The 25892-nt window shown below is 46.2% G+C and carries 23 protein-coding genes and 1 riboswitch; of the genes, 12 read left to right on the top strand and 11 right to left on the bottom strand.

The genetic code is table 11. From position 1 onward, the window contains the following. Nucleotides 1–20: 20 nt before the first annotated feature. The 4 genes from AC0YNT_RS13565 to AC0YNT_RS13550 form a co-directional block, all read right to left on the bottom strand. Nucleotides 21–569: a hypothetical protein gene (locus tag AC0YNT_RS13565; RefSeq protein ID WP_475805071.1), complete on the bottom strand. Its 549-nt coding sequence runs from the start codon at nucleotides 567–569 to the stop codon at nucleotides 21–23. 81 nt (nucleotides 570–650) lie between these two features. Then, nucleotides 651–1787, bottom strand: coding sequence for a PP2C family protein-serine/threonine phosphatase (locus AC0YNT_RS13560; RefSeq protein ID WP_475805070.1), 1137 nt, complete (start codon nucleotides 1785–1787; stop codon nucleotides 651–653). A gap of 110 nt (nucleotides 1788–1897) precedes the next feature. Beyond that, nucleotides 1898–2299, bottom strand: coding sequence for a YflT domain-containing protein (locus tag AC0YNT_RS13555; RefSeq protein WP_167279843.1), 402 nt, complete (start codon nucleotides 2297–2299; stop codon nucleotides 1898–1900). A gap of 43 nt (nucleotides 2300–2342) precedes the next feature. Further along, complete coding sequence (locus tag AC0YNT_RS13550; RefSeq protein WP_167279844.1) at nucleotides 2343–2507, bottom strand: DUF1328 domain-containing protein; 165 nt, start codon at nucleotides 2505–2507, stop codon at nucleotides 2343–2345. A gap of 280 nt (nucleotides 2508–2787) precedes the next feature. Here AC0YNT_RS13550 and AC0YNT_RS13545 point away from each other — a divergent pair, with 280 nt between their 5' ends. The 4 genes from AC0YNT_RS13545 (at nucleotide 2788) to AC0YNT_RS13530 (ending at nucleotide 5002) form a co-directional block, all read left to right on the top strand. Further along, the gene (locus AC0YNT_RS13545) at nucleotides 2788–3642 is read left to right on the top strand and encodes an alpha/beta fold hydrolase (protein WP_475805069.1); all 855 of its coding nucleotides are present in this window, start codon (nucleotides 2788–2790) and stop codon (nucleotides 3640–3642) included. Nucleotides 3643–3771: 129 nt separating this feature from the next. Continuing rightward, nucleotides 3772–3996, top strand: coding sequence for a cysteine-rich CWC family protein (locus tag AC0YNT_RS13540; protein ID WP_475805068.1), 225 nt, complete (start codon nucleotides 3772–3774; stop codon nucleotides 3994–3996). Next, complete coding sequence (locus tag AC0YNT_RS13535) at nucleotides 3996–4307, top strand: DUF1806 family protein (RefSeq protein ID WP_475805067.1); 312 nt, start codon at nucleotides 3996–3998, stop codon at nucleotides 4305–4307. The genes AC0YNT_RS13540 and AC0YNT_RS13535 overlap by 1 nt, the downstream gene beginning before the upstream one ends. Beyond that, complete coding sequence (locus AC0YNT_RS13530; protein ID WP_475805066.1) at nucleotides 4304–5002, top strand: PIG-L family deacetylase; 699 nt, start codon at nucleotides 4304–4306, stop codon at nucleotides 5000–5002. Before AC0YNT_RS13535 ends, AC0YNT_RS13530 begins: the two co-directional genes overlap by 4 nt. Before the next feature lie 15 nt (nucleotides 5003–5017). Here the strand turns inward: AC0YNT_RS13530 and AC0YNT_RS13525 are convergent, their stop codons facing one another. The 3 genes from AC0YNT_RS13525 to AC0YNT_RS13515 form a co-directional block, all read right to left on the bottom strand. After that, on the bottom strand, nucleotides 5018–6178 hold the full coding sequence (locus tag AC0YNT_RS13525; RefSeq protein WP_475805065.1) for an acyl-CoA dehydrogenase family protein: 1161 nt from the start codon (nucleotides 6176–6178) through the stop codon (nucleotides 5018–5020). A gap of 53 nt (nucleotides 6179–6231) precedes the next feature. Then, nucleotides 6232–7992 (bottom strand): adenine deaminase, encoded by a 1761-nt coding sequence (gene ade, locus AC0YNT_RS13520; RefSeq protein WP_475805064.1) that lies wholly within the window; start codon nucleotides 7990–7992, stop codon nucleotides 6232–6234. Between the two features lie 242 nt (nucleotides 7993–8234). Then, a riboswitch (purine riboswitch) is annotated at nucleotides 8235–8332 on the bottom strand. Between the two features lie 28 nt (nucleotides 8333–8360). Further along, entirely contained in the window at nucleotides 8361–8765 is a 405-nt protein-coding gene (locus tag AC0YNT_RS13515) for a MerR family transcriptional regulator (protein ID WP_475805063.1), read from the bottom strand. A 116-nt stretch (nucleotides 8766–8881) separates the two neighbouring features. Here AC0YNT_RS13515 and AC0YNT_RS13510 point away from each other — a divergent pair, with 116 nt between their 5' ends. Next, nucleotides 8882–9646, top strand: a complete 765-nt coding sequence (locus AC0YNT_RS13510; RefSeq protein ID WP_475805062.1) for an SDR family oxidoreductase — start codon at nucleotides 8882–8884, stop codon at nucleotides 9644–9646. Nucleotides 9647–9728: 82 nt separating this feature from the next. Here the strand turns inward: AC0YNT_RS13510 and gpmA are convergent, their stop codons facing one another. Together gpmA and AC0YNT_RS13500 are read right to left on the bottom strand one after the other, a co-directional pair. Further along, a complete protein-coding gene (gene gpmA, locus AC0YNT_RS13505) occupies nucleotides 9729–10466 on the bottom strand; it encodes a 2,3-diphosphoglycerate-dependent phosphoglycerate mutase (protein ID WP_475805061.1) in 738 nt (245 codons plus the stop codon). A gap of 129 nt (nucleotides 10467–10595) precedes the next feature. Next, entirely contained in the window at nucleotides 10596–11837 is a 1242-nt protein-coding gene (locus AC0YNT_RS13500) for an MFS transporter (RefSeq protein ID WP_475805060.1), read from the bottom strand. A gap of 182 nt (nucleotides 11838–12019) precedes the next feature. Between AC0YNT_RS13500 and AC0YNT_RS13495 the strand changes: the two genes are divergently transcribed. The 4 genes from AC0YNT_RS13495 to AC0YNT_RS13480 all read left to right on the top strand — a co-directional run bounded on the left by AC0YNT_RS13495 (nucleotide 12020) and on the right by AC0YNT_RS13480 (nucleotide 20394). Next, entirely contained in the window at nucleotides 12020–13207 is a 1188-nt protein-coding gene (locus AC0YNT_RS13495) for an NAD(P)/FAD-dependent oxidoreductase (RefSeq protein ID WP_475805059.1), read from the top strand. Nucleotides 13208–13218: 11 nt separating this feature from the next. Continuing rightward, nucleotides 13219–14079, top strand: a complete 861-nt coding sequence (gene sigJ / locus AC0YNT_RS13490; RefSeq protein WP_475805058.1) for an RNA polymerase sigma factor SigJ — start codon at nucleotides 13219–13221, stop codon at nucleotides 14077–14079. 20 nt (nucleotides 14080–14099) lie between these two features. Beyond that, entirely contained in the window at nucleotides 14100–14501 is a 402-nt protein-coding gene (locus AC0YNT_RS13485) for a VOC family protein (RefSeq protein ID WP_475805057.1), read from the top strand. A gap of 124 nt (nucleotides 14502–14625) precedes the next feature. After that, nucleotides 14626–20394 carry a carboxypeptidase regulatory-like domain-containing protein gene (locus AC0YNT_RS13480; protein ID WP_475805056.1) on the top strand — a complete coding sequence of 1923 codons (5769 nt, stop codon included), beginning with the start codon at nucleotides 14626–14628 and terminating at the stop codon, nucleotides 20392–20394. Nucleotides 20395–20444: 50 nt separating this feature from the next. Here the strand turns inward: AC0YNT_RS13480 and AC0YNT_RS13475 are convergent, their stop codons facing one another. Then, nucleotides 20445–21545, bottom strand: a complete 1101-nt coding sequence (locus AC0YNT_RS13475) for a Gfo/Idh/MocA family protein (RefSeq protein WP_475805055.1) — start codon at nucleotides 21543–21545, stop codon at nucleotides 20445–20447. A gap of 221 nt (nucleotides 21546–21766) precedes the next feature. Here AC0YNT_RS13475 and AC0YNT_RS13470 point away from each other — a divergent pair, with 221 nt between their 5' ends. From AC0YNT_RS13470 to AC0YNT_RS13460, 3 genes are all read left to right on the top strand, one after another. Beyond that, entirely contained in the window at nucleotides 21767–22759 is a 993-nt protein-coding gene (locus tag AC0YNT_RS13470) for a Gfo/Idh/MocA family protein (RefSeq protein ID WP_475805054.1), read from the top strand. Continuing rightward, nucleotides 22743–23759: a helix-turn-helix domain-containing protein gene (locus AC0YNT_RS13465; RefSeq protein ID WP_475805053.1), complete on the top strand. Its 1017-nt coding sequence runs from the start codon at nucleotides 22743–22745 to the stop codon at nucleotides 23757–23759. The genes AC0YNT_RS13470 and AC0YNT_RS13465 overlap by 17 nt, the downstream gene beginning before the upstream one ends. Before the next feature lie 96 nt (nucleotides 23760–23855). After that, nucleotides 23856–25205, top strand: a complete 1350-nt coding sequence (locus AC0YNT_RS13460) for an MFS transporter (protein ID WP_475805052.1) — start codon at nucleotides 23856–23858, stop codon at nucleotides 25203–25205. A 75-nt stretch (nucleotides 25206–25280) separates the two neighbouring features. On the opposite strand, the gene udk is transcribed toward AC0YNT_RS13460, so the two are convergent. Continuing rightward, nucleotides 25281–25889, bottom strand: coding sequence for a uridine kinase (gene udk, locus AC0YNT_RS13455; protein ID WP_167279860.1), 609 nt, complete (start codon nucleotides 25887–25889; stop codon nucleotides 25281–25283). Nucleotides 25890–25892: the final 3 nt, after the last annotated feature.

Here is a 25892-nt window from a genome sequence, read left to right as displayed (position 1 = left end):
ACTCCGATCATAATTTTAGGTTATACAGAAGATATGTGGTAATAAGCGATGGAATCGAGCGTTCCTGTATCATAGTCAATGAACAGCTTCAGCACGTTCTCCTGTCGTTGATAGACAATCCCATCATCTGCCTTATAATCAGGCTCGCCAAGCGTCTTAATTAACGCTTCAATCGAAACCGGGATTTCTTGGTCATCAATCCAAATGGTGTTTGCGCTGCCGCTCACCTTAATTTCTTCCATGATGCCATCGGAGAAGACGATGTTCATATTTGGATATTCATAAGTCTCAAATTCCGTAAACAGCGTATCTTTGGACACCTTTACAGGATCGCCGAGCAAACGCTGTACGGTTGTTTTATCATCATAAAGTGACAGTCCGTTTACGGATTCCAGCTTGATCGCTGATTCTGATAAGTCATAGTCAGCATGCGAGACGGTGGTTAATCCAGTCTCTGCCCAATCGGTTTGCAGTTCTTGTACGTGATGAGGCTGAGATGTATATGCAAGTGGTACTACGCCAAGGAGGATCCCTCCTACAAGATAACAAAGAACAAATGTATTCTTCATGCGCTATCCCTCCAACCTTTATCATTGGCCATGTTATTGATTACCCATTAAGGCAATGATTGAAACAAGGAAGGAGAAATTTTATTTGGTGTGAAGGGTGACAAGACAGATATCGTCCTTCTGAATGCAGTTGTTAGTTGGAAGAATGGAGGCTACTAGTTCACTTGGTTCCAGCTGTTGTTCGTTTCTCATGAGGTCAATTAACGTTTGGCTGGATATTTCCTGGCCATTCGCCATACCATCCGTTAACCCGTCCGTATACAGAGTGATTACAGCGTCTTTCTCATAATAAAGCTTGCCTTTGCTGACTTTCAGCTTATTAAATAAGCCGATAGCACTACAGCATGGTTCGAGTAAGGCGGGCTTACCATCGAGGAAAGCGATACCTGGCGGGTGGCCGGCATTTACGTACTCGATCGTTTTTTCCTCTACATCAAGCACCAAGTAAATGGCAGTAAAATAGTAGTTCATTAATTCATCTTGCATATGTAACTGATTCATATAGCGGTTAAGCTCATGCATCACCTGCTCCATATCAGAAATACGAGTAATCGTATCACGCAGCACGGAAGAAATGTACATGCAAACAAGGGAAGATGAAATGCCATGACCCATCATATCGAGTAAAATGATGCCGTAACGATGCTTATCAATCCGATACCAGTTGTAAAAATCGCCGGCAAGCTCGGAGGAGGGCTGGTAAGCCGCATTGATTCGAATGTTCTCGTCATCAATGGCTGTGCTAAGCACACTAAGCTGTACCTGCTTGGCTAGTTCCAAATTGTAACGCATGTTCTCGTCCCGTTCTTTATGACGATCGATTTCTTGCTTTAGTCTCAAGGCGGAACGGATACGGGCAAGAAGCTCCATACGGTTGATCGGCTTCATTACATAGTCACTGGCTCCGGCGTCAAGCGCTTCAGCCATTTTGTTGGAATCGCCAACGGCTGTTACAAAGATGACTGGAATATCTTTATAACGTTGGTCCTGCAGCACCGTTTTGCATGCTTCGATGCCGTCAATATCAGGCATCATCAAATCCATTAGAATTAACTCAACATCTGTATCCGAAGACGGTGCTGAGTCGCCAATACCAAGCATATCGTACAGCTCGACAGCAGAAGACGCCGTCAGTAAGTTTCGATAGCCGGCTTTATTTAGTATAGTTTGCACAATTAACTGATTGGTTGTGTTATCGTCAACAATGATGATACTCATCCTAAGCGCTCCTTTCGTCAGCAGCTTCTTTTACTATACCATAGATCAAAGACCTACCCGTACGGATAGGTCTTCGTTTGTTAGGTGCTATGGAAGAGGATGACTGCTAATTAAATCCGATATTCTGGGTAGTAATAGACGGAGGAGTCAAATTCATCATCTTTGTATTCCTTGCCGCCCCAGGCGATGACCAGGATTTTATCCCTGTCCATCTGTTCTTCCAGATGTTCGGCATATTGTTTCGAAATCCCAAGCGATCTCATCTTAGCGCGAAGCTCATCGCCTGTGGATCGGAAGATGTTAGCAATAGCCGTTCCGACTCCTTCGGCGGAGACCCCGATTTGCTCGGCATCGGTTCTGTTAGCAATGCGTGCTGTACGGTCTTTATCGTGAGTTAGTACAAAGATATTCTCTCTCTCATAGCCGTCACGTTGGAAACGATGAACCTGTTCCTGTACTTCCAGCATGTTTTTAACCGTGTGTACTCTTGTCGTCATGGTTTGAGTTGTCATTTGTAATTCCTCCTCGATTTCTAATTAATAGTTTGTAATGCTGTTATGCTCGTCTTCGTCCTCCAAAAATTAGAGATGCAATGAAGAGAACAATGAAGACTACGAATAGAATTTTCGCTATGCCGGCAAGCGCTGATGCGATACCAAGAAATCCAAATATACCGGCTAAGATTGCGAAGATAAAAAATACTAAAGCCCATCCTAACATCGGAATCACCTTTCTTTCAGTTGGCTTGTTTATTTGTTTGCTTGTCTTGCTTGATAGATACTTAACCAGCATGCACGGAGATGAAACAGTTTTATCTGCAAAAAGTCTGATTTATTAGGAAAAGAAATTTTTCTTCATTAATATAATAAGTAAAAAAAGGGATAAGCTAAAAAGCTATCAAATATGTTCAGAATTATCTGATAAATTGTGTTTCATCGGTTCGATAGCTGGTTAAGTAATAACATGATAGCAATTCCAAATCGAAAAGGATGTGGGATCGATGGAGAAGCATAAAGTACATGTTAACGGCATCGATATGGTATATGAAGAATGTGGTCAAGAAAATGAAAAAACGATTATTCTGATTCACGGTTTTTGCGGCTCCTCCCATTACTGGCATAATGTTTGTCCGCTATTGACCGACCATTATCGTATAATCATGCCGCAGCTGCGGGGTCATGGCGAGACATCGGTACCAGACAATATATATACAATGGAAGCGATGGCAGATGATATAAATGGATTAGTGGAAAAGTTGGGAATAGATAAAACAGTTGTATTTGGCCATTCCCTTGGCGGCTATGTCACATTGGCATTTGCGGATAAATATCCAGACAAGCTGTCCGGTTTTGGTCTTATTCATTCTACTGCTCTCCCGGATACGGAAGAAATGAAGCGGAAAAGGTATCAGGATATTTCCTTCATTATGAAGGATGGGATCGAGCCTTATGTGCATGATCTGATTCCAAAGCTGTTTAAGGAGTCGAAGCGTGAGGATATGCCGGATGAAGTTGAGCGGGTTAAGGAGGCAGGTTTAAGGATGTCTGCCAAAGGAGCTATTCATACGCTGGAAGGCATGATGATGCGGCCGGACCGAAGTGCAATGCTGCATGAAGCAACTTTCCCGGTTTTACTAGTAGCTGGTGCGGATGATGAAGTGATCTCACCAGATGATACATTCTCCGTCAATGAGAGGCAGACGCCTAAGTCGACTTATGATTACCCGCATATTCAGGAAAATACGTTTGAAGGCGTCGCTCATATGAGTCTTGTGGAAGCACCTGAGCAGCTGGCCAGGGTCATTGCCAACTACTTGAGGACACTTGGTGAGAAGGAGCCAGTGAGGGTCTTGTAAAATAGTAAAATGAGATAAAAATGCCCGAGTGGAGTATATCCATTTGGGCATTTTTTTTTTTTGAGAGGATGCAATTATAGGGTTCAAGCAGTATTATTAAAGCGAATAGCAATAAAAGTAGGTGAAGAGATGACCGAGATAAGCGAAGCCCGTTGTCCAATCTGTAAGGAAGAGAATAATTGTGGTAATCTGGCTGGACTACCGGCAGGAGAATGCTGGTGCAGCAAGGAAGCCTTTCCGCAGGCGGTCTTTGAACGGATACCGCCTGAACTAGCAGGTAAGGCATGTGTATGCCAAGCCTGTCTTTATAAGTTGAAGCAAGAATCGATAGAAGAGTCCGGGGGAAACAAGTGATGAAACCGATTATCCAATCAGAAGTAGAAGAGCTGCTTCGGGTTTTCATTGGCGAAGACATCTACGTCCATAGCGAGGCAACCTCTTATGTTTTTGTACGCAATTTTAAGGTGAAGCTGTCGCAGGCCTTTGTAGCAGGAGACGGACCATTCCGAGTGGCTTTCCGATTTGATCAGATTGGCTGGCTGCGTATGGAAGCACTCACGCATTATGAGTTTGACGAAGGAAGCCGTCTATTACTTGCCGGGTACGATGACAGAGGGCGGATGAATGTCGCTTTACATATCGGAAAGGAGCCGTTTGCCGAATGAGCTCAGAAACAAGAAAGCTTCTTGCCGTATTTGCTCATCCCGATGATGAGTCTTTTATTTGTGGGGGTACCTTGGCTAAGTATGCAAATGCTGGAGTTGAGATCACGCTTGTCAGTGCAACAAGAGGCGAGATGGGGCGGAGAATGGGCAATCCACCCTATTTAAACCGTGAGACGATGGCGGAGGCACGTGAACTGGAGCTGCGCGAAGCCTGCGAGCGCCTCGGCATTCAACATCTTCATTTCTTCAATATCCGTGATAAAACCGTTGAATTTGCCGATCCAGATCAATTAGCTGATCGTATTGCAGGTTTGATCAGAGAAGTAGATCCTGATGTTATTCTGACCTTCCATGAACAGTGGGGCGGGCATCCTGATCATTGTGCTATAGGAAAAGCGACGATTGAAGCATTGGATCGTACGGGGCTGACGAAAGCTTTGTACTTCATTTCATTCGGAGATGCGATGGAATACCCTGAAGTGTATGGATACTTCAAAAAGGACATTGCCAAAATCAACGTCAGCGGGCAGAAGAAAGCGAAGCTTGCGGCGTTCCGTGCACACCGCTGTCAGACGGAGATTGATGAATGGGTGTGGCTGTCAGATCAACAGGCGATGAGACGTTTAGGGGACTATGAATATTTTATAAAAGGAAATGAAGAAGCGCTAAAACGTGACCACGATAATCTGTTCTAGCGCCTCTACATCAACTTATTTTACGAATTCGCCTAAAGCTGCGGCAGCGAGATTCTGAATCACAGCATTGTCCATCGGAGGGTTATGTAATCCAGCCCGGACATCTCGGTAATAACGCTCGAGCGGCAGCTGCCGGGATAAGCTGGTGCCGCCAACAATCCGCATGGCGATATCTACAACTTTTATGGCATTATTCGTTACGACATATTTGGCAAGACCGAGGTCCGCTTTCAAAGCGGGCCTGTTTTCTATTTCCTGATCCCAGCGGTCGGCGATCGAATAGAGCATCGTATGAGCGGTTCGAAGCTCAACTTCCATCTCACCAATCGATTGTTGAACAGATGGGATAGCAGAGATGGGTTTCTCCATGTTGTTTGGCCGGTACCTGTTTGCAAACTCTAAGGCAAAATCTCTTGCAGCTAATGCGATTCCCAAATAGCAGGCTGGAATATGCAGCAGCCAGCCGCCTCCGTCATCTGTTCCATTGCTGATAAGCCGGTTAACAGCAGGGACAAATACTTGATCAAGTACAACATCATGGCTTCCGGTAGCACGCATGCCAAGCGTATCCCAAGTTTCAATAAGCTTTATTTGCTCCCCGCGTGTGACTAGGAAATCACCGGCACAGTCTTCAGTAGGGATATAAGCCGTTACAACAAAACGGTCGAGGATCGGCGACAATGTACTAAAGGTTTTGCGGCCAGTAATGAGCCACCCGCCATCAACTGCAACTGCCGTTGTCTCGGGTTTGCCTCCCCGGCTTGGACTGCCTGAAGCAGCTTCGCTGGCGAAGGTGTTAATCATTGCGCCTTCATTCACGATAGCCTTACATAATTCTGCGAATATAGGCTGCGGCCATTTTTGCGTCGTCCGAAGATGGATAATCTGTCCCATATGCCAGCCAACAGCCAAAGCTGTTGATCCGTCTCCGTATGCTAAACGCTCCTGCAGCATAACGAGGTCATAGAGAGAAATCTCATCCCCGCCAAAAGCTTTAGGCACTGTCAATTTCAAGTAACCCGCCTCGCGCAAATCCGCGAAGTTATCGAAGGGGAAAGAGCCTTCACGATCATGCGTTGACGCTCTCTCCGCAAAACTAGCCGCTAATTTATCGATTTCCGTAACCCGGGTTCTTTGTTCCTCATTGCGAATATATTGATCTACCCATCTAGTCATCCGATTCCACTCCTCTCTTCCTTATTATATCAATTAGAAGGAATAGGAATCTATTAGCATTCGATGCTGATATGATTATTGGAAGCAAATTCGAACAGGCCTTTGTCCGTTATCTTAAGCTCTGGAATAACCGGAAGCGCCAGGAACGATAAAGTTAGAAAGGGATTAAAGGTATCTGGGGCGCCAATCTCGCGAAGTGCTGCATATAGCCCCAGCATTTGCTCATTCACTTCGCTGTAGCTTTGCTCGGACAGGAGACCGCCGACAGGCAATGGTAAGGAAGCTAGTACCTCACCATCTGCAACTACCGCTAAGCCGCCGTTCATCGTAACGACATGCTCGATTGCTATAAGCATATCTTCATCCGTCACCCCGGCACAAATGATGTTGTGCGAGTCATGGGCAACAGAAGAAACAATGGCGCCTTTGCGGAATTGGAACCCTTTTATAATGCCAAGCCCGATATTCCCTGTTGCATGATGGCGTTCCACCACAGCAAGTTTTAATTGATCCTGCTTTGTTGATGTTACAAAATGCTGTTCATGATCTCTCTCTGCCGCTTCCTTCAAATGACGGGTTACCAAAGAATTCGGAATGATCCCTATGACATTGGCAAGCTTGGACTTAAGAGGGAGGCGGAGAGCATCCGGCTGCAGCGGTTTTATCCCGTTTCGAAGCGCAGCAACGTTCTGATTACTGTTACTGATAGAAGCGGGTGTCAGAGCGGGAAAAGCTTCTTCATCAAGTTTGCCATTCGCATACACTTTTACCCCTTGCTTGTATACTTGTTTAATGACCAGCTGCTGCAAATCATCAAGAATGACAAGATCGGCTTTATAACCAGGAGCAATTGCGCCTTGATCACGAAGGCCAAAGCATTCTGCCGTATTTATAGTAGCCATCTGAACAGCAGTTATTGGGTCAAGCCCTTTACTAATAGCCAGACGGATGCTGTAATCGACACTACCTTCAGTAAGGAGATCATCAATTAACTTGTCATCGGTTACGAATAGGCATCTCCGGCTGTTCCTCGTCGTCACGACAGGAAGGATGGCTTCCAAATCCTTCGCGACAGTTCCTTCACGTATCATCAAATACATACCTAAGTCCAGACGGTGTTTGGCTTCTTCAGCATTAATACATTCATGGTCTGTACGAATGCCTGCTGTCATATACAGATTTAATTGCTCGCGTGTTATGCCGGCCGCATGTCCGTCGATATGGGCTTGATGATCGATAGCGTCAGACAATTTATTAATTAGTCCGGGGCTGGCTGCGGCAAGGGCGGGGAAATCCATCACTTCAGCTAGACCTAGCACTTTAGGATGCTGGTAGAATGGTCGAAGATCCGCAGCTTCCAGCTGTGCGCCGCTTGTTTCAAATGGAGTTGCCGGCACGCAGGACGGCAGATTGACATAAATGTCGAGTGGCAGCCCTTCAGACTGGTCGAGCATATATTGAATACCTACGCTGCCCATTACATTGGCGATTTCATGCGGATCGGTAACGACTGCTGTTACTCCATGTTGAAGAACAACTTTGGCAAATTCCCGAGGAGTAAGCATCGAGCTTTCAATATGCACATGTCCATCAATTAAGCCTGGGATGATCCATTGACCCGTTGCGTCAACGATCGTTGCACCATCTGTATACTCGCCAATCCCCGCGATAACACCATCAACAATGGCGATATCGCCTGTCATGATCTCACCTGTAAATACATTAACGATGCTGCCATTTCGGATGACAACATCCGCGGCGGCGCGCTTGCTCGCAACCTCGATTCGCTTCTTAAGCCGTTCATTTGTTTTCATATTTATATCCTCTCCTAAAAAGAATTGTGGTATTATCGGCACCTTGTGCCGAGGTAGAGCAATTCTTACTTCGAAAGCATAAGCCTAAAAAGAATTGTGGTATTATCGGCACCTTGTGCCGAGGTAGAGCAATTCTTACTTCGAAAGCATAAGCCTAAAGAATTGTGAGATTATCGGCACCTTGTGCCAAGGTAGAGCAATTCTTTTGCCAAGAAAATAAAAAAACTCCCGATCACCATCGATGCTGAAATAAGCATGCTGGTAATCGGGAGTTTACGGTTCCCGGTAGACACCCTCGGCCCGTATTGCCGAGGTTATACGCAATATTAGTACCTATTGTAGGGGAAGAATAACGGAAATTCAAAGCATTATTTTTCCAAAGCTGCTTTTTCTACATGTTCATCGATCTTGAGAAGCATTTCAGGGTCTTCGTACCAATCCAGCTTCTTATCAATCAGCTCAAGGTTTTTGTTAAGCTCTTCGATCTGCTTCAGCACCTCGCTGCGGTGGTCAGCAAGCATTTTTTTACGCTCATCAATTGTTCCGCGTCCCTGTTTGCACCAATCGCTGTACAGCTTGATTTCTTTAATTGGCATGCCAGTATCCTTCAGACAACAGATCAGAGCGACCCAGTCCAGATCCATCTCCGTAAAAGTGCGGTTACCGGATTTGGTTCTTGTAATGAAGGGAAGAAGGCCTTCTTTATCGTAAAATCGGAGCGTATGGGCAGACAGTCCAAACTTGGCTGCGACTTCATTAATCGTATAATTCATTTTTTTTCACCCTTTGGCTTGACTTAGAGTTAACTCGAAGGAGTAATCTCACTTTAGAACAACTGGTTACAATAATCAAGGGTTCAAATTTCGGGGTTAAAGGAGAGACTACAATCATGGAAACTAATCATAAAATCGCACTTGTCACAGGAGGAAGCCGAGGCCTTGGGCGCAATTCGGCTATAGCTTTATCGAAGAAAGGGATCGACGTTATCGTTACGTATCTTTCTCGTAAGGAAGGTGCCGAAGAGGTTGTACAGCAAATTGAAGCAAATGGCTGTAAAGCGGCGGCGTTGCAGCTTGATGCGGGCAATGTGTCTACCTTTGACAGCTTTGCCGAGCGTTTAGGCGATCTGCTGAAAGAGAAGTGGAATCGTGACCAATTCGACTTCCTGATCAATAATGCAGGCTTTGGCATCAATGCGCCAATTGCAAGTACAACAGAAGAGCAATTCGATTCCCTGATGAATGTTCATTTCAAAGGAGTCTTTTTCTTAACGCAGAAGCTGCTCTCTCGTATTGCCGATCATGGTGGTGTTGTCAATCTGTCTACCGGATTAACGCGATTTACAACAGATGGCTATGGTGCTTATGCCGCTATGAAAGGTGCAATTGAAGTACTGACGAAATATATGGCGAAGGAGTTTGGCAAACGCGGCATTCGTGTGAATATGGTTGCACCTGGTGCTATTGCGACAGACTTTGGAGGAGGAGTTGTGAGGGATAATCAGGACATTCGTGATCATCTCGGCTCGCTGACGGCACTTGGCCGCGTTGGTGAAGTTGATGATATCGGCGGAGTTGTAGCCTCATTATGTACGCCAGAGCTCGGCTGGGTGAATGCGCAACGTATCGAAGCGTCAGGCGGTATGAACTTGTAAGCTGTTCGTGGGAAGGTAATAGCATAATTCTCATATTCGGGTAGTATTCTTGGAGCCGGCTTGCTGCCGGCTCCAATTATAATTAATGGGTCATATGCGATGGAATCTGGCCCTCAGGATAGGGACCTTCCCAGCCTAAATAATAATGGCGGATCGGTTTTAATTCATCATCTAATTCATAGACAAGTGGAATGCCTGTTGGAATGTTCAGGTCTGCTATACCGTCAGGCGGAATTTGATCCAGGTATTTCACTAATGCCCGGAGGGTGTTGCCGTGAGCAGAAATAATAACGCGGCCTCCAGCGGAGATGACGGGAGCTATTTCTGCATTCCAGTATCTCAGCACACGTGCTTCCGTATCCTCCAGATTTTCCGTTAAAGGAACTTCTCCGTCCTTCAGGTCCTTGTAACGTGAATCGGCTGCCTCGTATCGCTTATCGGATTTGTCCAATGCGGGAGGGCGGATATCAACGGATCTGCGCCATAGATATACTTGGTCTTCTCCGTATTTCGCAGCTGTCTCGGCTTTGTTCAGCCCCTGGAGAGCGCCGTAATGCCGTTCATTTAACATCCATGTCTTATGCTCGGGAATCCATACCAGATCCATCTCATGAAGGATAATCCACAATGTCCGAATGGCGCGTTTCAGGACGGAAGTATAGGCAGTGTCGAAGACGTAGCCATGTTTTTTTAATATTTTCCCAGCCTCTCTTGCTTCATCCAGCCCTTGAGTCGATAAGTCTACATCGGTCCAACCTGTAAATCGGTTCTCGACGTTCCAATTGCTTTGTCCGTGACGGATCAGAACGATCTTTTTCAATAGGTAACCTCTATTCCATGTAATGTCATATTTCTATATTGTAGCCCATCAGATAAAAAAACAAGCTGGCCCTCAATAATCAGAGCCAACTTGTATGTTAATTGTTCTTAATTTGTTCTTTATTTGTTCTTAATGTCCTTCAACATCATCGACATGCTTCAGATGCTTATGGTTAACCGCGATGAGGATAACCGCAAGGATAACGAAGCCGCCGCCAATGTAGAATGGCGCATGGAAATCAAACCATTCCGCAAATTTCACGGCATAATAGGGAGCAAGTGCGCCGCCTATGAACCGGAGAAAGCTGTAAGCTGCAGATGCGGTTGGACGCTCAACTGGTGCAGCGTTCATTACGGCAGTTGTAATCAGCGTATTGTTGTTTCCAAGGAATGCCCCTGCAAGAATAACCATGCTAATGACAACGGCTTTCTCCGTCGTCCAGTAGCCCATTGCAAACAAGGTACAAGCAAAGAGCGTAAGCTGGATACACATCGATTTGATTGTACCCGAACGTTTCTGCAATTTAGGTGCCATAAAGACGGAAGTAAAGGCAAGGAGCAGCCCCCAGCCAAGGAATACATAACCTAGTCCATGAACGTCGACATGATGGATATGGCCAAGAACGAGTGCAGCGTATACAAGCAAGGTGAAGAAGCCGAAATTGTACAAGGCAGCAGACAAGCCAAAGATGAGTAGAGCACGATGCTTTAACGCCCGGAACGGATCAAGAATAGATGCTTTCTTTTTAACAGCTGCGACAGCCGGCGCCTTAGGTTTAGGCATCATGAAGGCAATAAGACAGAAAGCGAGAACCATAAGGCAAGCAACACCGTAGAACGGGCTGCGCCACGAGATTGCGCCAAGCTCACCGCCCAGCAAAGGGCCAACGGAGATACCAAGACCTACAGCAACCTCGAACAAAATAATCGATTTGGCAACACCAACACGGGACAAAGAAACGATGGCCGACAATGCCGTTGCTACGAAGAAGGCATTTCCTAGACCCCAGCCTGCTCGAAGCCATACGATTGACATGACATTATCCACGCTGCCTGCGAGAGCGGAAAATATGGCAATAATGACGATACCGGTGAGCAGCATCTTTTTCGTGCCAAGCTTGGAGGATATAACGCCGGTTACGAGCATGGCAATGGCCATAACGGCATTGTAGCTGGTGAAGAGCAAGGTGAGATCACTGTCTGAGGCATGAAGCTGATCCTTCATCATTGGCAGGATGGGATCGACCAGGCCAAGACCCATAAAGGCGATAATACTGGCGAACGCAATGGCCCAAACGGCAATTGGTTGATTAAACATAGATTCAGACTTCTGTAATGGTTCATGAGCAATTGCTTTTGCTGGTGAAGACATGTTAGTCATTCTCCCTTTCAGTGATTGTTGTAGATGGTTTGCAAACTTCACCAATGTAATATGAGTTAATCTTTACGTCAACGTTAACTTTGTGCTATTAAATGTAATTCTATATAACGACTGTCACAAAAAACAGCCTCTTCTCGTTACATGTGCAAATGGAAATAAGGGAGAGGTTATCTATGAAAGAACGGACCTGTATAGTTGTTGGAGGAGGATTCGCGGGTATTCATGCGATGAAGGCCATTCAGAAAGCTTATAAAGCAGTTGGAAGTGGGCTAAAGCTTAATCTGATCTTGCTTGATCAGCAGCCGCATCATATACGGAAAGTGCTATTATTTCGTCCTGCCGTCAGCAGAAGCAATATTACCGTTCCTTGGGAGCAGCTGCTGCCAGAGGGTACAGGATTTATTCAGGGCTCTCTCATGCAAATAGAAACGGAGAATAAAAGTCTTTTATATACCGATTATGAAGGGAACCAGCAGCAGCTTGCTTATGATGTTCTTGTTATGGCGATCGGGAGTGTTGCCCGTAGGCTGGAGCCGGAGCATGGAGGAATTGCGTTATCCGGTGTGAGCGCTGCTTCACAGATTTACGACCTATGGCAGGATAATATGAGACGAGCGGCTGAAGGGAAAAGCAAGGAAGAACGGCAGTGTTTACTGACAGCTACGGTCGCAGGTGCGGGTATATCCGGTGTTGAGACAGCCGCTGAGCTTGCTTTTGCTATGCGGGCGGAAGCTGGCAAATATGGATTTCATCCCTCAGAGGTCAAGGTTCATCTCATTAATGCGCAGGAACGGTTGTTTCTGGAGGGGCCAGCAAAAGTAAGCCACAAGTTGGAACAGGATCTTGCGGAATGCGGAGTTACGGTGCACCATAAGCGGAAAGCACTTCGGGAGGAAGGAGGCCGCCTTCTTTTATCCAATGGTGATTCATTGCCGGTGGGTCTCACCGTATGGACGCTTGGCCTTATGCCAAATCCTATTCTTCGTACAATGGGACTGCCTCTAACAGACAGCGGGCAGGTAATTGTAGATGAGAGCTACAGGGTTCCTGACGCCGACGGAGTCTATGCCATTGGCGATAATGCCTTTATTGTGGAGCGGGCGAGCGGCAAAGCGAGTCAAATGACCTGTAAAGAGGCGATTCCGCAAGCACAGCGTTTGGGTAAAATTGTTGCAGCAGATTTGACAGGCGGTGAGGCGCCTAAGCATAAAGCAATTATGGATGCCTTTGTCATTGGGCTTGGTCCGGGACGCGGGCTTTTGTGGACGCACAAATGGGGGCTTGATATAATCATCTCGGGCAGGCTTGCTTACAAAATTAAGAGCTATGTGTGGGATTATTCCAGTATGCTGAAATCTTAAGGAGCTATGACATGGTAGAACTGTATAAGCAGTATCAAAAACTGCTGTTCCGCCTGGCTTATCAATTAACAGGATCGGCTGCAGATGCGGAAGACGCCGTGCAGGATGTGTTCGTCAAAGTGCAGAACGTTAGTGTAGACTTGCTGCAGGAGCCAAAAGCCTACCTGTGTAAAATAATGAACAATCATTGTATTGACCAGCTGCGGTCCGCACGTAAAAGACGAGAGTTGTATATCGGGCCATGGCTGCCGGAACCGATTTTTGACGATAGCAGCTTTGAAGAAGCTGAACGTCATGAAACGCTTTCTTATGCGATGCTGGTCCTGCTTGAGAGACTAACGCCTGCTGAACGGGCCGTCTTTGTTCTACGCGAAGCGCTGTGCTTCGACTATTTTGCAATCGCTGAGCTAACTGACAAGAGCGAACAAAATTGCCGCAAGATCATGAGCAGGGCAAAGGCAAAGATGGGAATAACAGAAGAAGACCTGCTTGAGCATGGCGCTGTCCAGCAACAATGGATTGAGCAATTTCTTGGTGCACTATCTCAAGGCAAAGTGGAAGAGGTCTTATCCCTGCTTCATGAGGATGCTATCCTACTCTCAGATGGAGGCGGAAAAGTTACTTCAGCTATTCGGCCAATTCAATCTGCTGGACGCGTGGTCCAGTTCCTGCTTGGTATTATACGTAAAGCAGAGCAGGAGGAAGGGGGCTTTTCAGTGGAGCTCGTCACAATTGGTGGTGAAATCGGTATTCTCTTACGGCAGGATGGAATTATAACAACTGCGACATTCATTCAATTGAAGCAAAGCAAGGCACAGGAAATCTATATTGTACGGAATCCGGAAAAGCTTACGAAGCTGCAAACAAAATGAATAGTAAGGAGTTGAGCCCAATGAAGGCTGTAAGTTCATTCCTCATGTTTCAAGGAAATGATGCAGAAGAAGCGATAACGTTTTACACTTCTTTAATTGAAGATTCGGAGATTACAAACATCACGCGGTATGGCGCAGAAGGACCTGGTAAAGAGGGAAGCGTCGTACAGGCAAGCTTTACCTTAAAAGGTCAGTCTTTTATGTGCATCGACAGTTATGTGAAACATGCATTTACGTTCACGCCATCGTTCTCCATATTTCTAACCTGCGACTCAGAAGAGGAAGTAGACCGGTTGTTTGATGCCCTTTCAACTAGCGGCAGCGTATTAATGCCTCTTGGTGAATATCCATTCGCCAAACGGTTCGGCTGGCTGAACGACCGGTTCGGTATATCGTGGCAATTGAGTTTGCCCAATGCATAACAATAGATAACAAGTACCTCCTGCCACTTGGCTGGAGGTTCTTTATTTAATAATGACTTCATTTCCCGCTGCATACCTTTGAAAAAGTGAGAAATTTGCGCGTGAGAATGAAGGAGGTACTAATATGGCGTTCCCCTCTAATATTCAATTTGTCCCTATAAAGGTGAATGGCATTCCGCCATCTGACCCGGCAGGCGATGTAACGCCGGCATCCGTAGACATCGTTGGAGATGCACAGTTCCCGCCAGCTTATTATGCGTATGACGGACAGAACGTTTATTTCCGAATAAGACTACAGGGTGATCCAAGATCCAATAACAGCTTTCAGAATAGGATTTGGGGCGTGTTATTTGATTATCAGGCGGTTCCATCCTATGAATTTATGATGGCCGTTGATGGTGGAAGAAGCTGGATTACACTCGTCCGTAATGGTAATCAAAGCACATCAGGCGATCCGTTGTCCGATAGGCCTGAAGGATCCGATGGTAATGGATTTCCTAACTTTCAACGTCCAATCAATAACTTTGACTTAGCCCGTGCAGGCCTTACGAATGACGGCTCATCGTTTGGCGGGACGAGTAATTACTTTCTTGATTTCTTCGTGGATACGGGGACCTTTTTTAGTCAGCTCACAATAAACGGTATTAACTTCACTCCCAATTCTCCTGTGCGTATGCTCTTTTTCACCGCTACGACGAATCAAAATTTCGATAAAGATTCCTTGCCCTTCTCAGACAGCGTTACCTTTAATCAGGCGAACGTACGGGCTCAGCTTACCGCTAATGCACAAAATACCCTTCCTGCCGTGATTCCATCAGGCAGCATTGAAAATTTCCGAAGGAATCTTCAAGTCAGCAATGTGGGAACAAGCCCAGCGCAATCGATTTCAGTTACGGTAACACCTGGCGATTATACAATTATTTCTGCCTCTAATAGTACGCCATCCGTTGGAAACGCCGCCTTTGATGCAGCTAACAATACTTTAAGCTGGAATATCGGGAACTTGGCAAACGGACAGACTGCCTCTTATAGCGTTGACCTTACGACCATTTTTCCAAATCCGGGGCAGATTACGATCGACACCTTTGTTGTTAGAGGGATTGATCAGTTTACGGGAAACAGTCTTCCCGAGCTGAAGCTGTCACAGAAGATTGCGGTTCAAGCCTCAGGAAGTATATCTGGGGTTATAAAAGATATTTACAGCGGTTTACCAGTGGATGGAGTTAGTGTTGTTCTGCTTCCAACAGGTGCTTTCCAAACCGTCTCAGTCGCTAACGGTGAATTTGGCATAACAGGTATTCCTCCAGGAAGTTATACCGTTCAATTGTCACGGACAGACTTTCAGACGCAGCTTATAGCCGTTACGATAGCGGAAGGGCAAAGTATAACGCTTAACCCGTTGTTTGTTCCTTTACCTGCGGCGATACACGGAACAATTGTCTCTTCAATTGACAGTTCACCAATCGAAAATGTTCGGGTTGCGATTGAAGACCCTCTTGGCGTATTCATCGCGGAAGCGTTCACAGATAACAATGGGCAATATACGATTACGAATCTGCCCGCAGGAAAGCTGCGTGTAAGTGCGGGAGCAGAAGGCTATATGCTTGTTTCTTTTGTTATTTCGCTGCTTCCAGCAGATGATCGTATTATTGATGTTGTTCTTGTACCGAATCCAAGCAGCGTGACTGGTCAGGTCACATCAACAAACGGACAGCCGATTGCCGGAGCCGCCGTTAATTTGATTAATGAACAGCGAGGATTACAATTCGAGACACGATCTGATGCTAATGGACAATTCTCTCTGGATTTGTTGGTACCAGGAATTTTATATCTCGTTCGGGTGACAGCCGGTGGTTTTTCTGGGGCTAATGCTTTTGTACGTGTGGCTCCAGGAGCAACCGAGACGATTAATCTTCAGCTTGCTGCGCTGCCTGGGAGTTTGTCCGGTACGGTAAGGGAAGAAGGTTCCAATCTTCCTCTTAGTAACGTAGCGATCATCATCCAAGAGCTGAATGGGGTACTGCTTGATACCTTTTCAACAGACGATTTAGGGCAATTCTCTATAGATTCTTTAGCCGCAGGGACTTACACGTTACTTCTTAACTCCACAACTTTTTCCAATCGAGAGATTAGTGTCACGATTTCGATGGGGATGAATACTTCCATTGAAGTTTTCCTGACTCGTCTAAGTGGTTCCTTGCGCGGAAGTGTTACGGATGAAGGGGGGCGCCCCCTTATTGATGCTCTTATTACAATTCTGTTAAACAACAGACCGATTATTAGAGACTTTACTGACGAGTCAGGCACCTATTTTATTGCGAACCTGACTACTGATATCTATGTTGTTGTTGCCGAAACAGCAGGCTTTGCTGCCAAGCAACTTGGTGCTCTTATTCAGCCTCTTCAAGCTACTCAGCTTGACTTTGTTCTTCAAGCGGACAACGGAAGTGTGCTTGGCACGGTTACAGATCCATCAGGTAATCCCCTTCAGGGTGTAGTTGTACGTGCAGCGCTTAGTGTGATCGGTCTTGAAACAGTCATCACGCAATCGATATCCGATACTACAGGAGCATTTATGATTAGCGGGTTGACACCAGGTGAATATATTTTGACAGCTGCTCTTCAACGTTTTCAGAATGTGGTTACCATTGTTGTCGTACAGCCCGGTCAGCAGACGCAAACTGCATTTCAACTGCTGCCTAATCCCGGTAGGATTGCGGGCAGGGTCACTAGCAGCACAGGAGAGATCATAGCAGCTAACGTATCTATTATCATTACCAATTCAACCGAGACAATTGTTTCGACGATATTTACTGAGCTGTCTGGCAGCTATGTAACCAATGATCTGGCACCAGGCTCTTACCTGTTAACTTTCCAGGCGAATGGATTTCAGACGAATCAGCTTACGGTAGAAGTCTTAACGGATTCGACAGTTAATGGTGATTTGATTCTGTTTCCTTTACCCGGGGCTGTTCAAGGGAGGGTGTTGGATAACGTAACATTAGCTCCAGTTGAAGGAGCGTTTGTCAAAGTTTCAACCCAACATGGACTGACGATAAGTGCGAGTATAACGGACAATACGGGCTTTTACAAAATAAGTGGTCTGCAGCCAGGCAACTATAACATTCTTGCTACTGCTGATAATTATGATTTTGTCATTGTTGGTGCAACCATTGTTGCCGATACGATTACCGAGACCAACTTTGCTTTATCGCAGTTAACGGGGAACATTGAAGGGATACTAGACCCGCCTATCCCGGATGTGCTTGTTCGACTCTCTTTGAATAACAATCTATCACTAACTTCTACACTAACGGACAATACAGGGACTTTCCGATTTATTGAACTAAGAGCAGGTAATTATATCTTAGCAGCATCGGCGAACAACTACTCCTCATCCCCAGTGGGAGTAAGGGTAGCTGTTAATCAGACAGCTCAAACCGTCATTCAATTAAGTCCAAACCCTGGCTCCATTTCTGGGATTATTACAGCGGATACAGGGGAGCCTATCTCGAATGCGGCGGTCTTGATATTCGATCAGACCGAAACGCTGCGTGGGAACGGGCAAACCTCTCAATGGGGTAGTTATTTTGTAGGCACTCTCCCCCCTGGTTTTCTTACCATTATTATTTCAGCATCAGGATTTGCCGATCAATCTGGTGCTGTCAGACTTGGCCCTGGTGAACAGCAGACAGGAATAAGCTACATTCTCCTCTCGTTAGCAGGCGGGATAAGCGGTCAGATCTCGGATGCAGATACTGGAGAACTGCTGATCAGTGCAAGTATTGAAATCCGGTCAGCCGACGCTTCTGGGATTATCATAGCGATTGCTACGACGAGTCAATTCGGTAATTTTATCGTAGATGATTTGCGGCCTGCCTCCTATGCCGTTATTGTCAGTGCGGAAGGATATGCCACGAATTCGGTTGGGGCTATCGTCCGTAATGACATGATCACAGGAGCATCACTTCAATTGACACGCTTGAAAGGCTCCATCGAAGGACGAATAAGAAGCTCCAATGATACCCCGCTGAACAATAACGGAACTTCCATTAAGCTGTTTACCGCTAACGGGACCTTGGTCAACACCTTATTCGCTAATAATGATGGATTATTTTTTATAGAGGGCATCCTGCCAGATACGTATCAACTAAGCGTCACTTCACCAGGTTTTACGACAAATTCTCAAACGATAAATGTCATTGCGAATATGAGTAATCTCATTACGATTATCCTTAACCCCGAGGTTGTATCCTTATCTGGAACTGTTCGCAACGCCGTTACGAAAGAGCCGCTTGAAGGTGTGCTGATTGGGATTAACGGAAGGACAGCGATACCGGTTGAAACGGCGTATACTGACCGAAGTGGCAGCTTTATTATTAACTTTCTGCCTTTAGGACGTTTCACAATATTTGCTTCGTTGATTGGTTTCTCTACTAATGCTGTTGCGGTAAATGCCATATCTGCCGTTACTCAAAATATTCCGATCGAGCTGAGCCCAAACCCTGGTTCTGTTGTTGGCTTTGTGACAAACCTGCTGGATGGAAGTCTTATTGCAGGTGCGGAAATTAAATTGTTTAACCGCAGTCAGCTGCAATTGGCGACCGTATTGACAGACAATAGTGGAAGCTATGAATATAACCAGCTGTTCTTCGGCAACTACTTCTTATTTGCATCTGCAAACGGTTTTGCGACCAGCCAATCGGGATTTCAGATTGCACCTGGTACAACATCGAAGCTTAGTTTTGCCCTGCAGCCGCTTCCTGGCTCTGTGGCGGGAACGATCAAAAATGCCTTAACTGGTGCTCCACTTGTTAATGTAATCGTTGTCTTACGGCCGTTTAATAACTTTGCAGCTCCTTTAGCTCTTACAGCGACAGACAGCTCAGGCAATTATTTGTTTCAGGATCTACCGCAAGGTAATTACACGATGAATGTGACCTTGTTTGGATTTCAGCTGGAGCAGTCTTCTTTCTTTGTTGGCAAAGGGGGAGTGACCCGTGTTGACTTTACGTTAAGACCGTCTGGAGCAGGAGTAATCGGCAAAGTAACGGATACCAATACGGGAGCGGGCGTTCCAGAATCTCTGGTTGTTGGGATTGATGATAACGGTGTTATTATCGGCCAGGGCGTAACTGACCAAGAAGGGTTCTATGCATTAGGAACGGGAACGGAAGGGCCTATTACGGTGGTTGCCATTCTAGGATTCTATGAGTATGGCCTTGTCCGAACCGTTCTTCCACCTGGCCAGCAAGCAAGTGTAAATCTACAACTGAAGCCAGGTGCCGCACAGCTGCGGGGGATTACATTCAACGCAGACAGCGGTGCTCCGATCTCGGGCGTGGTTATTACCGTATTAACGGAGCAGTTAATTGCGATTGAATCCATATCCAGTGATGAAGAGGGGAATTTCATTTTCTTGACGTTAAGTCCCGGTAGCTATATCGTCACTGCTACTTCACCGATCTACGCGTCACAAGCTCAGAGAGTTACGGTAAGCAGCAATTCGGCGGCTGATCCGGTTATACAATTCCGAATGCCAACGGAATATGGGACGTTGACTGGTACGATTCGGGATACGGAGGGGAGGCCTCTTTACAAGGCGCTTGTTGAGGTTTATATTCCTGACCCCATTCCGGCACAGCCAGTTTCAAGAAGCCGCAAGCGGGTCAATACGAAAGCACTTGAGCAGTCTCCAGCTGTGAGTGGAACCTTCCTACGATCCACCATTTGTGATGTGAATGGCAGGTATACGCTGACCAATCTTCCTGCAGGTACTCTTATTGCTGTATTTACGTATCCAGATAAAAAACCGGCACTACGTCATCCGATCATCATTGCGAATCAGACAACGGTGCTTGATGTTGTGCTGGAGGATGAGGATGAAGAATAACGGCAGCACAAAAAAACACGCCCGTTTCCGGACGTGTTTTTTTGTATGATTTATTTCGCTACTTTTTCGCGATTGAGGTAGACGGTCTCGCCTGTACGAGCGGATTCGTAAATCGCTTCCAAAATCTCCGTTACAACAAGTGCTTGCTCGGCTTTAACAACCAGATCCGTATCATTCAGGATCGCATTGATCCAAGCTGCGCATTCAACATCGATATCGCGGTCCGATGCGCCGTCGTAGAAGGCTACACCGCCAGCGGAGAGGTCAACCTCTTTCACAAACAAGCGGCTGTTCTCTTCACCATTAATGCGGAGACCATTCTTCATGTCTGCTCCGCCTTCTGTACCGCAAAGCGTACATTTTGCTTCATCGATATCAAGTGTATTCAGCGCCCAGCTTGCTTCAAGCGTAATCGTTGCGCCGTTCTCCATTTTAATGAAGCCTACAGCCGAATCTTCAACTGTAAATTTAGCAGGATCCCATGGGCCCCATGCGTTAGCGGCATTTTCTTTGTGACCAAGTTTATGGAATACGGAGCCTGTTACCGACACCGGCTTATAGTTGTCCATCATCCAAAGCGTCAAATCAAGTGCGTGTGTACCGATATCGATAAGTGGTCCGCCGCCTTGTTTCTCTTCGTCAAGGAATACGCCCCAAGTTGGAACTGCGCGGCGACGAATCGCATGAGCACGTGCATAGTAGATTTCGCCCAGCTCGCCTTGCTCACATACTTTCTTCAGGTATTGGCTGTCCGAACGGAAACGGTTATTGTAACCGATCGTCAGCTTTTTGCCTGTACGTTTGGCAGCTTCCAGCATCGCTCTTGCTTCAGAAGCTGTCTTCGCCATTGGCTTCTCGCACATAACATGCTTGCCAGCTTCCAGCGAATCGATCGCAATAAAGGAATGGGAGTCGTTTGGTGTTAATACATGCACGACATCAATAGATGGGTCTGCAATCAGCTCGCGGTAGTCCGAATATACTTTCGAGCCTTCTTTGCCGTATTTTTGCTGTGCTTCTGCAGCGCGTTCTTCAACGATGTCACAGAAAGCAACGATTTCTACGTTCTTGTTTTTGCTAAGAGCTGGAAGATGTTTGCCGTTGGCGATACCGCCGCAGCCAATAATACCAATTTTCAATAATTTACTCATGTTCAGCCTCCGTTATAAGTAAAATATGTTTATGCCATTACTATAGGTTTGACCGATATTTGGAGTCAATAAGTCTAGAGAAATGTTCTTGTCTATGTCGCATTATTATAGTCAGATTGTCTTTATGTTCTAGTTTTCCTTTGGGGAATGGTGTGCTACCTTAGAAATAAGTCGCGAATATGAAGTGATCGCAATCATTTAATTTAAGGAGTGGACGTTATATGATTAGAGTCGCAATGTTAAGCTATTGGCATGTACATGCATGGGATTATACGAGAGAGGCACAAGCACATCCGAATACGGAAATTGTAGCAGTATGGGATGAAATTCCGGCAAGAGGCGAAGAAGCAGCGGCTAAATTAGGCGTTCCTTTTATTGCAAACCTGGATGAACTGCTTGCTAGAGAAGATATTGACGGCGTAATCGTGGATACACCAACAAACATCCACCGTGACGTAATGGTGAAGGCTGCTCAGGCAGGTAAGCATATTTTCACTGAAAAAGTGCTTGCGCTTACAACAAAAGAAGTGAACGAAATTGTAAACGCTGTAGAAGAAGCAGGTGTGAAGCTGACCGTTTCGCTGCCAAGATTAAATGATTGGTATACAGCAACTATTCAGAAGGTACTGGAGTCAGGTGATATCGGAACCGTTACTATGGTCCGTGTTCGTTTGTCGCATAACGGTGCAACTGCTAACTGGCTTCCTGAGCATTTCTACAACCTCGAACAATGCGGTGGCGGCGCTCTGATTGATCTGGGATGCCACCCGATGTATCTGACAAGATTGTTCCTGGGCGAATTGCCTGTACAGGTTCAAGCTTCATTCGGCTATGTGACTGGTAAAAAAGTCGAGGACAACGCGGTATCGATTCTTACAACGGCGAATGGTGCGCTTGGTATTGTAGAAGCGGGCTTTGTTAATGCGCATTCTCCATTTACAATTGAGGTGCATGGTACAGAAGGCTCGCTGCTGTATGGAACACCAGATGCCAAAGTACTAGTTCGCAGCAATAAAAACGGCGAATCAGAGTGGATCGCAGCGGAGCCGCAAAGCGACCGTAACAAAGCTTTCGAGCAATGGGCAGAGCATATTCAAAGCAATACAGTAGCTGTAGATAACATTCGTATGGCACAAGAGCTGACGATGCTTATGGAAGCTTCTAACCGCTCGGTTGCAGAGAAGAGAGCTGTACGTCTTGAAGAGCTCAACTGAAATCATGTCTAGTGGGGATGAACGGGAGCAGGCAGCAGAGTCAGACAGCAAAGTGAATGCGAGACCGTATCCTTATGCAATAATGAAAGATAAGATGGATGCGCTTGAACGGCTTGATCTGCATTTTAGATGGGGACGTTACGGCATTCGGGTATTGAAATGGCATTTGACCACCTTCAAACCGGGGCATGTCATCAAATTTCACAAACATTCGGAGTTTGAGTTTCATTTTATACCTAGAGGCAAGGGAACTGTTACCCTTATCGACCATATCTATAAGCTGAACAGCGGCATGTTCTATTTGACCGGTCCCGGTGTTGTCCATCAACAGACAGCCGATGCTCGCTCTGGAATGGAAGAGCTATGCCTGCATGTCGATATTACTCGCCTTTCGGATGAGCCAGGTACAGAAGAATGGGGAGCGGAGTGGGAGAATAAGGAATCGGAAGCCTGCATGCAGGCGCTGATTGATTTTCCTCTTCGTCCATTCATGGATCAGCATGATGCGATGACATGCTTCCTGCAGGCGTATATAGCTTGGCGATCTGGAGAACTTGGCGCTTATACCACGATACGGCAGGCCCTAATTCAAATTCTGCTTCGTGCGGCAAAAGCGACAGTTGATCGGGAAGGGCAGCAGATGCTGCCATCCCGAGATATTCAGGCGCATCGCTTCGAGATGGCCCAGCAGTATATTTACGACAATTACGCAAGGCCGCTTACCTTGCAGGAGGTTGCAGATCGTATCCAGATCAGCACAAGACAGCTGCAACGAGTATTTCACCGTTATGGGGTAAGCTCCTTTAGCAGTTATTTGGAGGATTTCCGTCTGCAGCGTATTTGCGAAGAACTGGTGGAGACGTCGAATACGGTAGAATCAATTGCGGTCAACCACGGCTTTACGAACACCAACTATTTGTTCCAAGTATTCAAGAGAAAGATGGGAATGACCCCTTTGGCATATCGTCAGAGTCATGCCCCTCAAGTAACGAATTCTTAAAGGAACGCAATAGAAGATGAGGCAAGGGGCCGATCCTTGCTTCATCTTTTTTTGTGCTATACTAAACAAAGTAAAGTAACTTCGTAAGGAAACTAGGTGGACAACTTGAATGACAGAATTGTAATGCCCGTATGGATGCTGGGCTTGTTTGTCGTTGTCATGAATACGACAATGTTTAACGTCTCAGTACCAAGTATTATTAACGATTTGAGTATCTCATCCGATCTCGGATCATGGATTGTATCCAGTTATTCGATTGGATATGCTTTATCAACCGTCATCTACAGCCGCTTGTCGGACATTGCTCCGATCCGCAGACTGGTTGCGATAGGGCTGCTCATATTAGGATTATCATCCGTTCTAGGTATTTTTGCTCATAGTTTCGCTCTGCTGCTGACAGCAAGAATTTTGCAATCGGCTGGAGCAGGTGCGATGGCGGGGCTTGGACTTGTATTGGCAAGCCGATATATCCCGATCGAGAGAAGAGGCAAGGCGATTTCGATGATAGCAGCCGGCAGTGCGATGGCGTTTGGACTTGGGCCAATCGTTGGTGGTGTGATCAGCGAATACTTTGGATGGAATGGTTTGTTTGTCGTTACTTGCCTCGTGTTAGTCATCCTGCCGATCTTGCTGAAGCTATTGCCAAAAGAAAATCCAAAGCCTGCAAAATTTGATTACTTCGGGGCGGCATGGACAGTCATCAACGCGACGACATTATTACTTGCCGTAACCCAGCAGTCTTTGATTTGGTTTGCAGCAAGTGTAGTGACGATCGTCCTGCATGTGCTTCATATTCGTAAGTCGAAAGGCGAAGGGACCTTTGTTAATCCGGAAGTATTCCGACAGCCTGGTTATAACCGCCTGCTTGTTGTAGGATTCTGTCTGCTGATTATTAACCTGGGCAATTTGTTTCTGATGCCGCTAGTTCTCGCGAATTTGTTCCACAAATCAGAGCTGTTGATCGGTTTCCTCATTGCACCAGGAGCAATCCTGTCCGCGATGCTTACACCGTTTGTTGGGCGCTGGCTTGACCGTTACGGCAATATCCGGTTCCTGTTTATTGGAACAGTGATCCTGACAGCTGTCGTTGCCTTATTCATGACCTTTGTAGGACGATCGCCGTTTGTCATTATGTGCGGGTACTTGCTCTTCTCTCCTGCCTTCTCGGCAACGCTGGCTTCGCTGAATAATCAGACGTCCAGCATTTTGCCGCGGCATCTGATTGGTTCTGGTATGGGGATGATGCAGCTTATTCAGTTTTTCGGGGGATCATTGTCGGTGGCGCTCTGCGGATTGCTGCTCCATAAGATGAGCAATACCTCTCTGGAACATGCGTATAACCATGTGTACCAGCTGCTATTCCTATGTCCGGTTATTGCGATTGTGATGCTGGGCTGGTATTACTCGTCTTATCGTAAAAGAGTACAAGCTCATAAGCTTGTTTAAGGTGGGTAGTATTACCCGGGTAATTAACATGATTAAACAAAGGACGCAGCCATCATGGCTGCGTCCTTTGTTATTTTAGAAGTATTTCTCCATCAGAATCGATAACATTTGGATGCCGACTTCATTTTTTCCGCCTTCGGGAATGATGATGTCGGCGTATTTTTTGGACGGCTCGATGAAAGCTTCATGCATCGGTTTGACCGTCTTAAGGTATTGGTCATGTATGGATTGAATCGAGCGTCCGCGCTCTTCGATATCCCGCAATACACGGCGCAGGATTCGGACATCGGGATCGGTGTCCACGAATACTTTAATGTCGAGCATTGCCCGCAAATTCTCATCGGAGAGGACATGAAGCCCTTCAATGACCACGATCTTGCATGGCTTTAGCTCTACTGTCTTATCCTTAAAGCGGGAATGCGACGCGAAATCGTAAATAGGCGCCTCGGCAGCTTCTCCAGCTTTCAGTTGTTTCAAATGCTCTACCAACAAATCATTGTCGAAGACAAGCGGGTGATCATAGTTCAGCCCTTCGCGCTCAGCGAATGTCAAATGGGGATGATCCTTGTAATAATTATCTTGCGAGATGAAGGTCACCTTGTCTGCGCCAAGGCGTTCTATAACAGAGCGTGCCACTGAGGTTTTCCCCGAACCAGTGCCGCCTGCAATACCAATAATAAGCATAAT

Source organism: Paenibacillus sp. J22R56 (assembly GCF_056269375.1).
The sequence above is the reverse complement of the archived record's forward strand: the minus strand, read 5'-3'. Positions and strand labels throughout refer to the sequence as shown.